This window comes from Streptococcus suis YS56 (assembly GCF_000440115.1).
GTDB lineage: Bacteria > Bacillota > Bacilli > Lactobacillales > Streptococcaceae > Streptococcus > Streptococcus suis_L.
The window spans coordinates 100,512-108,592 of sequence record NZ_ALMY01000013.1; the positions used below are offsets into that span (position 1 = coordinate 100,512).

The window sequence follows — 8,081 nt, forward strand, 5'->3', positions numbered from 1 at the left end:
TTGGTCAGATAGTTGCATATTTATGCTAAATCGTGCTATACTATTCAAAATAAATAAATGGGGTAGAGATATGAAAAGAATGAAACACATCGCTTTAACTGGTATCGGTCTGCTTTCTATTGCAGCGTTAACAGCTTGTCAAACTAAAGAAAAGACGAGCGATGTTGCTCTGACATTTAACTCAGAAGTGACAAACGAAGGACAAACTATTGAAGGCGGGAGTCTCAAATATGCCTTGGTAGCTTCGGCGCCTTCGACTGGTATCTTAATTGATGAATTATCACAAACGGCGGTAGATTCAACCTTTGCAGACATGGTTGATATTTCTATGTTTGGATATGATTCAGCTCGTAAGTTAGACGATTCAGGCCTTGCTAAGGCAGAGTTTGATGTAGACGCAAAGACAGTTACCGTTAGTTTGACAGGCAAGGACTATCAGTGGTCCGATGGGCAAGCCTTCACCATCGATGATTATATTTTCACAATCGAACAACTAGCTAGTCCAGACTATACAGGGGTTCGTGCAGACACTACCTATACAAATATCATTGGCTTTGAAGAATTTCAGGCTGGAACAGCAAGTGAAATTTCAGGTGTTAAGAAGGTTGATGACTATACGGTAATTCTCTCAGTGAAAGACATGTCTCCATCCATGATGTATGCTGGTGGGGGAGTACCTTATTTAGTCATGCCGAAACACATTTTTAAAGACATTGCAGTCAAAGATTGGGAATCAAGTGAGTATTCTCGTACGGCAAAAGTTGTCGGTATGGGCCCTTATAAGGTCAAGGAAATTGTCAATGGCGAGTCGGTGACCTATGTACCAAATGAGTACTACTTTAAAGGGAAAGTTAAGCTAGACAGTTACAGGATTGATATTGTTTCACCAGATACGATTGTTGCAGAAATGAGAGCAGGCAATTATGATATTGCTGATATGCCAACAGACCAGTACGAATCTTACAAGGACTTATCAAATATTACTTTGCTAGGTAGTCTGGATGGTATTTACAATTATATTGGCTTCAATCTTGGTAAGTACGATGATGCTAGTGGTAAGAATGTGACCAATCCTAATGCTAAGATGAATAATGTTAAATTGCGTCAAGCAATGGGATATGCGTTGGACAATGCGGTGATTGGAGAGAAATTATATAACGGCTTGTATCATCCGACAAACTCACTAATTATCTCTTTCTTTGGAGATGTTCACGATTCAGAACTAGCTGGCTATAGTTATAATCCTGAAAAGGCTAAAAAACTTCTCGATGAGGCAGGATATAAAGACGTAGATGGAGACGGTATGCGTGAAGATGCTGATGGAAAATCGCTTACTATCAGTGTTGCAGCACAGAAATCAACCGAAACGCAAGAAACTATGGTACAGCAATACCTTACATGGTGGAAAGAAATTGGTTTGAATGTGGAACTCTATACAGGAAGAACTATTGAGTACAATACTTTCTATGAATCAATTGCTGCCAATGATGAGGGGATTGATGTCTATCTTGCAGCTTGGATTGCCGGCCTAGATCCAGACCCGACATCATTGTGGGGACCTGAAGCGATGTACAACTATACTCGCTTCGTTTCAGATGAAAACACAGCACTTTTAAATAAAATTACCTCTGCTGAGTCATTTGACGAACAGAAAAATATTGAAAATTACAAAGCTTGGCAAGAATATGCATTCGAACAAGCCTTTGCAATTCCAACCTTTGAACGTGAAAGTATTACTGCCGTTAACAAACGCGTTAAATATTACGACGTTTATATCGGTTCGGACAGTAAATCAGGCCATGAAAATCTTGAGTTGACTGCGGAAAAAGGGATTGCAGCAGAATAAATGTAAGAAAGGGGAGTTTATTTGCTCTCCTTTTTCATTTTCTATGAAAATTTGAAAAAAATGGGGCAAAACTCTTGATTTTCAGCCTTCTTTAAGCTACAATAGTATCACGATTTCATTGATTTAACTCAAACCTGTTGTGAGTTAAGTGAATGAATCATCATTCACCATGCTGTTTGCTGAGCTTGACTCCGGGCAGTGTGGCTATTTTTTTGTCTTTCTTACCATAGGAGACAATCGAGTCTTTTTACTCAATGAAAATCAAAAAAAGAAACTAGAAAACAAGCATGGTATACGGCAAAATGAAGCTGACATGGTTTGGATTTGATTTTCGAAGGGTATTCGTATTTAGTGAAATGTCACCAGAGGGGTCCTTATGAATATTGAAACATTAGAGTATATAGAAGAAACAGCCAAAAACCACATTGTCTTATTTGAACCACAGATTCCACAGAATACAGGCAATATTGCTCGAACTTGTGCTGCAACCAATAGTCCTCTCCATATCATTAAGCCTATGGGATTTCCAATTGATGACCGTAAGATGAAACGTGCAGGACTAGATTATTGGGATAAGTTAGATGTTCGCTTTTATGACAATTTAGCAGAATTTATGGATTATGCCAGCAAACAAGGACGTGTTCACTTAGTATCTAAATTTGCTGATAAAACCTATTCGGATGAAGACTATAATGATGGGAACATTCATTATTTCTTATTTGGCCGTGAAGATAAGGGCTTGCCAGAAGATTTTATGCGTGAACATCCAGAGAAGGCTATCCGTATTCCAATGAATGATGAACATGTGCGTAGTCTTAATGTCTCTAATACAGCGTGTATGATTGTATATGAGGCTCTTCGGCAGCAACAGTTCGCTGGTCTAGATTTGGTTCACACCTATGAGGGGGACAAGTTAAAATAGTGAAAACTTACCAAGCTCTTGCAAATGCAAGGCTTTTTTGGTATGATGAAATAGTCTTCAGGGCAGGGTGAGATTCCCGACCGGCAGTGATTTTTTTGATTCTTGCTTTTCTTTTTCTCTCATTCGTCGTTGACCAGGCTCGCCTAACTCCAGTTATGCCTTCGCCTTGTCGCCTAGACTGATAGAAAAATCTTAAGCAACACTCAAAAAAAGTGTTTTTGTTTCATTTTAGGGCTAGGCAAGGAGGTGCAGACTATACTAAGGTATGTCAAGCCGACTTAACGAAGCCATAAAATAGAAAGAAAGACACGTACAGTCTGCGAGCGAAAGCTGATGTGGTGCAATTCCACAACCGACAGTAAAGTCTGGATGGGAGAAGACGAAGTGGAGGCTTTTTGCCTGCTCTTCCACGCTTCTTCAATTTTCAAAAATTGGAGGAACCTTATGACAAACACACGCAAAATGACGATTATCGCCATTCTCTCAGCAGTATCCTTTCTGCTCATGTATTTGAAATTTCCGCTGATTCCAACAGCCAGTTTCCTGGAAGTGGATTTTTCTCTCGTACCGATTTTATTTGGTCTGCTTATTCTAGATATGAAGTCTAGTTTTGCTATCCTTTTGGTACGAACTTTTCTCAAACTGATTTTAAATAATCAGGGACCATCGACAATTATTGGCTTACCGATGAATATTGCAGCTATGTCAGTTTTCATTTTAGCAGTAGCTTATTTCTGGAAAAATGACCAAGCGATAAAAAATTATTTAAAAGCAGCCGCTGTTGCGACAATTGGTTCGACTGCAGTGATGCTGGTATTAAATTACGTTTATGCGGTGCCTGTCTATGCAGCCTTTGCAAACTTTGATATTAAAGAAATCTTGGGTCTGACTAACTATCTTTTGATGATGGTACTTCCTTTTAATCTTTTACAAGGGATTGTGCTTTCAGCAATATTTTATATCTGTTACAAAGCAGCCCAACCTATTTTAAAGAAAGTTTAACCTTTATAAGGTAAACTATATTGTATGAAGAATAAACAAATCCATTTACGAAACGCATCTTTTTTTGCTCTGGCCTTTGTGATATTGGGCTATGTAGTAAAATTTTATCCTACTACCCTAGCAGGTTTTGACTCGCCTGTCCAGTCAGCCATTCGTGGAAATTTACCAAGTGGAGCCAGTCAATTTTGGACCTCTATTACTGTTTTAGGAAATACGGTTATTATTTTAGCTATTACCTTGATTCTAGCTGCTATCTTTTACTACTATAAAAAATGGAAGATAGAAGCTTATTTCCTACTTGCTAGTTTTGCGGCGATGGGTGTGGCATCCACAGCCCTGAAATATGTCTACCAACGTCCGCGTCCAAGTATTGAATGGTTGATTGATACCATCGGTTATTCATTTCCTAGCTGGCATACTGCATCAACTATGATGATTGCAGGAGCAGTTGTTATTATTGTTCACCAGAGGATGAAGAAAGGCATAGCTAGACTTGTGCTACAAGCCGTGTTGATTCTACTTGCTGTCCTGGTAGCTGTATCCCGTATCTATATTGGGGTTCACTATCCGACAGATATTATCGGCGGTTGGCTACTTGCCGTCACTCTTTTACAAATGATGTATCCGTTTTATGACCAAAAACGCTTTGAATGGCGTTTCCAAAGTAAGCAAAAATAGTCAATTTGACACCAACTCCTACTGTAAAAGGTAGGAGTTTTAATTTGTCATCCTTTGTAGAAGTGGCTTATTTCGCAAGATTTATTGAGACTGAGCTTAGGCACAGGTCATTTCTTAGAGTTCGCGCTGGACTTCTCGGAAAATAGTGCAAAAATCCTCCGAGAAATTCTCAGAGGATGATGATGTATAAATCTAGTTTTTGATTGGGCCATCAGCAACGGCTTCGACAGCATTTTTTATCGTTTGGGCAAAGACTTCGCCTCCATTACTTTCAAGATTGAAATGAACAAGGTCGGTATTGTACCAAATTGGTGGATTATCCTTTGCAACTTGATACCAGTCTGCAATGGAAATGTAATCATATTTTTCAGCCAATTCTTTCTCGTATTGACCTGTTTGATAGGAAATGGATTCGCTTGGAGTGAAGTTTCCATCGTAAGGAGTGACAAAAATAAGGCGACGTCCTTTAGGAAAATCTTTGACTAGTTGGTCTAGTAGTTCCTGATAATTATCCGTAGTATTTGTACCTAGGGCTACAACTACAGTCTCTTTCAAGCTATTATTTTGCTTATAAAGATTTATCAATTTAGCAATTTCAGAGAGATTTCGACTGACAGTTCCATCAATCTGTGCATCTGGTAGCGCGGTCTGTATGGCAGAACTTGCGCGAACAGTAACAGAATCGCCAAAGATAATAACTCCTTTTTGAATTTCAAAACTAGTAGCTTTAGCATTTTCAGCAGCAGATCGTGTTGTATTTAGTTGGGTCTGAGCTTGGTAAAGATTGCTAACCATGCTCTCTTGTTCAAAACTTCCTAATTTTGGTGCAAACAGACAGATACCTAAACTAATTGCAGTCAAGCAAGCAAAGCTGCTAAGAAGCCATTTTTTATAGGGTTTTAAGTCCATTGGTAATCCAAACAAACTTCCTACTTTACCAGCAATATATGGTTCTAGAATATAGAAGGAGATAGTTGATAGGATAGTAGAAAAAACAAAGGATAATCCCGCAGCGATAGAGGCATTTGTCAGTTGTGTAAAGATAATGAGCAAGGGCCAATGGAAGAGGTAGATACCATAAGAAATACTTGCAAAGAAGAGGATAATTGCAGGTTCTTTGACATCTTCGGTTTTCTCGTGAAGTACCCGAGCAGCAAAAATCATAGTTGCTGTAGCTAAACTGGATAGAAGAAAACCAATTAGATAGGTCCAGATGGAACTGAATTGAAGAGTAAAGAGAAGAAGAAGTTCTACTCCTAGTCCTCCAAGAAACAGACCTATAGCTTGTTTGATACTCAATGTATTCACTTGTTGCTGGAAGGCAGTTGTTGTATTTCCGATACCAGCGATGGTTGCGAGAATGCTTCCGAGGAAGAATGGGAAGGTATGTGTGAAGCTTGAGTAGTAAATGGTTGAGAAATTATCCACAAAGAAACTTGAGATAGACATTGCTAAAAAACTTAGCGAGAAGAGGCTTATAGATGTTAGAAAAATTGATCCACGTAGTTGCCCCACACTTTTGGAGATGCGAGTCAGATACCAAACTAAACCAGCCCAGACAAGGTAATACTGAACTTCTATGGCTAGGGTCCAAGTATGCACAAATAGATGAGGTGAAAATTGATTCTCGTAACTACCACCTGATAGAATTTCAAAGAAGTTTGTCATGAATCCGAGCGCAGCGGCTATCTGATTGCCGATATTGGCAATGAAATCATTGCGGACAAGCAGAGCAAGTGGAAGAACCAAAAGAATCGTTAAAACCAGAGGGGGGAGAATCCGATAGAATCTTCTTCTGAAAAAGCTGACAATATCTATTTTTTTATGTTTTGCAAACTCATCAATCAAAAGGGCGGTTGTCAAATATCCAGACAGGGTAAAGAAGAGGTCAACCCCTACAAAGCCACCTGGGAAATATTTGATAAAGAAATGATAGAGTAGGACAAAGACTAATCCAATCACACGTATAACGGATAACCATTTAATTTTCATATTGATAAATCCCCTGTTTAAAAGTTCCTTCGTAGGTAGCTTGTCCTTCGGTGGTCAATTTTCCTTTTCCATCGGCATAGCCGTTTTTAAATTGCCCGGTATAAACCCACCCACTTGCAGATGTGTAGGTTCCTTGACCGTGGAAAATTCCATTTGTAAATTGTCCTTCGTAGACATCTCCATTATCAAAGGTCAATTTTCCTTGACCATTCATTTTATTTGCAACCACATAACCGTTGTACTGCAGGGCGCCATTATTGAAAGTCATGGTTTGCTTGCTGGCAATTCGCCCTGTAAATACAGAGAGGGCACAGATGAGGATGATAATAAGGGAGAGGATTTCAAGTTTTGGACGGGTGAAATGACTTGTTATATCATGCCATTTTATACTAGGTAATTTGAACTCTTTCATTGTTTTACTCTTTCATAGGATTTGACCGACGCTAATCAGTTCTTTCTAGAATACAGTAAGAAATTATCAGTTCAGTCAGAAATAGTTTACCATTTTTTTACAAATATTACAAAAATATTACATAAAAAATCTTATTCTTGGTCAAATGCCTGTAACCTGTCCAACCAGTCTTGGCAACCTTTCTTTACCATTTCGTAGGTTTCGTCAAAATCTCCAGTATACCAAGGGTCTGGTACGGATTTTTCTGCGAATTGAAAAATTTTATTTTGAGCATGTGCTGGTGCCATTTTCTGTAAATCTCGGATATTATTGCTGTCCATACCAATGATGACATCAAATGCTTCGAAATCTGTCTGGCTCATTTGCTGTGATGATTTATTTTGGTCATAGGGAATGTTGTGCTTTTGGAAAATTTTCTGAGTTCCAGGGTAGATAGGATTACCATGTTCCCAGTTTGAAGTAGCACGGCTTTCAATATGAAATTGATTTGTCAAATCTTTCATGACAAATTCAGCCATAGGGCTACGACAAATATTTCCAAGACAGACAAAAACGATTTTTTTCATAGATTCTCCTTTCGTGGCATAAGAAAAGAGAGGGCAGACTCGACAGGTAAATGCCTGAGTTCCCCTCTCTTGCATATTTTTGTTCGGGCTACAGGTAAAAGACCAAATTGAGTGTAATGTTCATTATCAAACAGTGCACGAGAATCCTACCTATATTGAACTCTTTGCTTATTTCTCTTCTTTGTCAAAAGCATTTTTGATGCCGTTAATGGCACCTTCAAGCCCATCTTTTGCATCTTCGACTAGCTCTTTTGCTTTGCCAATTCCTTTCTCAACAAGTCCTTCAACTTCGATTTCCTTGTCGCCGGTCAGCTTACCAATTACCTCTTTTGCAGAGCCAGATAGCTGTTCTAGTTTTGCGTCAAATTTTTCTTCTGACATAAAATCCCTCCTTATATATACAGATGGGGCGATGACTTTCTAAAAAGAAAATCACATACTATTCTTACTTACTAGTCTAACGTATATAAGTTAATATAGCAAGGGATTTGTTTGTCAATAGGTCAGAGGAGGATGAGGGATAATTCTTGCAATTTTTTCTTCTTTTATTTATAATAATCCCGTCTTTGACAGTTTGAAACGACAAAAACCTCCCTAACCCTATGCATATCAAGGGTTTAGAGAGGTTTTCTTTTTATATCAAAAATGCGTACTTTTTCCCGA

At 38.6% G+C, this 8,081-nt stretch carries 8 protein-coding genes and 1 riboswitch; of the genes, 4 read left to right on the plus strand and 4 right to left on the minus strand.

Going from position 1 to position 8,081, the window contains the following annotated elements:
• Window positions 1–70: 70 nt before the first annotated feature.
• The 4 genes from SST62_RS0102360 to SST62_RS0102380 all read left to right on the plus strand — a co-directional run bounded on the left by SST62_RS0102360 (window position 71) and on the right by SST62_RS0102380 (window position 4,448).
• A complete protein-coding gene (locus SST62_RS0102360; protein ID WP_029186162.1) occupies window positions 71–1,846 on the plus strand; it encodes an oligopeptide ABC transporter substrate-binding protein in 1,776 nt (591 codons plus the stop codon).
• A gap of 376 nt (window positions 1,847–2,222) precedes the next feature.
• Window positions 2,223–2,768 (plus strand): tRNA (cytidine(34)-2'-O)-methyltransferase, encoded by a 546-nt coding sequence (locus SST62_RS0102370; RefSeq protein WP_029186163.1) that lies wholly within the window; start codon window positions 2,223–2,225, stop codon window positions 2,766–2,768.
• Window positions 2,769–2,817: 49 nt separating this feature from the next.
• Window positions 2,818–3,153: riboswitch (FMN riboswitch) on the plus strand.
• Window positions 3,154–3,212: 59 nt separating this feature from the next.
• Complete coding sequence (locus tag SST62_RS0102375) at window positions 3,213–3,770, plus strand: ECF transporter S component (RefSeq protein ID WP_029186164.1); 558 nt, start codon at window positions 3,213–3,215, stop codon at window positions 3,768–3,770.
• Between the two features lie 24 nt (window positions 3,771–3,794).
• Window positions 3,795–4,448 (plus strand): phosphatase PAP2 family protein, encoded by a 654-nt coding sequence (locus tag SST62_RS0102380; protein ID WP_029186165.1) that lies wholly within the window; start codon window positions 3,795–3,797, stop codon window positions 4,446–4,448.
• 192 nt (window positions 4,449–4,640) lie between these two features.
• Here the strand turns inward: SST62_RS0102380 and SST62_RS0102385 are convergent, their stop codons facing one another.
• The 4 genes from SST62_RS0102385 to SST62_RS0102400 all read right to left on the minus strand — a co-directional run bounded on the left by SST62_RS0102385 (window position 4,641) and on the right by SST62_RS0102400 (window position 7,799).
• Window positions 4,641–6,440: an acyltransferase family protein gene (locus SST62_RS0102385; protein WP_029186166.1), complete on the minus strand. Its 1,800-nt coding sequence runs from the start codon at window positions 6,438–6,440 to the stop codon at window positions 4,641–4,643.
• Window positions 6,430–6,852, minus strand: coding sequence for a membrane protein (locus tag SST62_RS0102390; protein ID WP_029186167.1), 423 nt, complete (start codon window positions 6,850–6,852; stop codon window positions 6,430–6,432). The genes SST62_RS0102385 and SST62_RS0102390 overlap by 11 nt, the downstream gene beginning before the upstream one ends.
• A 131-nt stretch (window positions 6,853–6,983) precedes the next feature.
• Window positions 6,984–7,418, minus strand: coding sequence for a low molecular weight protein-tyrosine-phosphatase (locus tag SST62_RS0102395; RefSeq protein ID WP_029186168.1), 435 nt, complete (start codon window positions 7,416–7,418; stop codon window positions 6,984–6,986).
• A gap of 168 nt (window positions 7,419–7,586) precedes the next feature.
• A complete protein-coding gene (locus tag SST62_RS0102400) occupies window positions 7,587–7,799 on the minus strand; it encodes a CsbD family protein (protein ID WP_002942806.1) in 213 nt (70 codons plus the stop codon).
• Window positions 7,800–8,081: the final 282 nt, after the last annotated feature.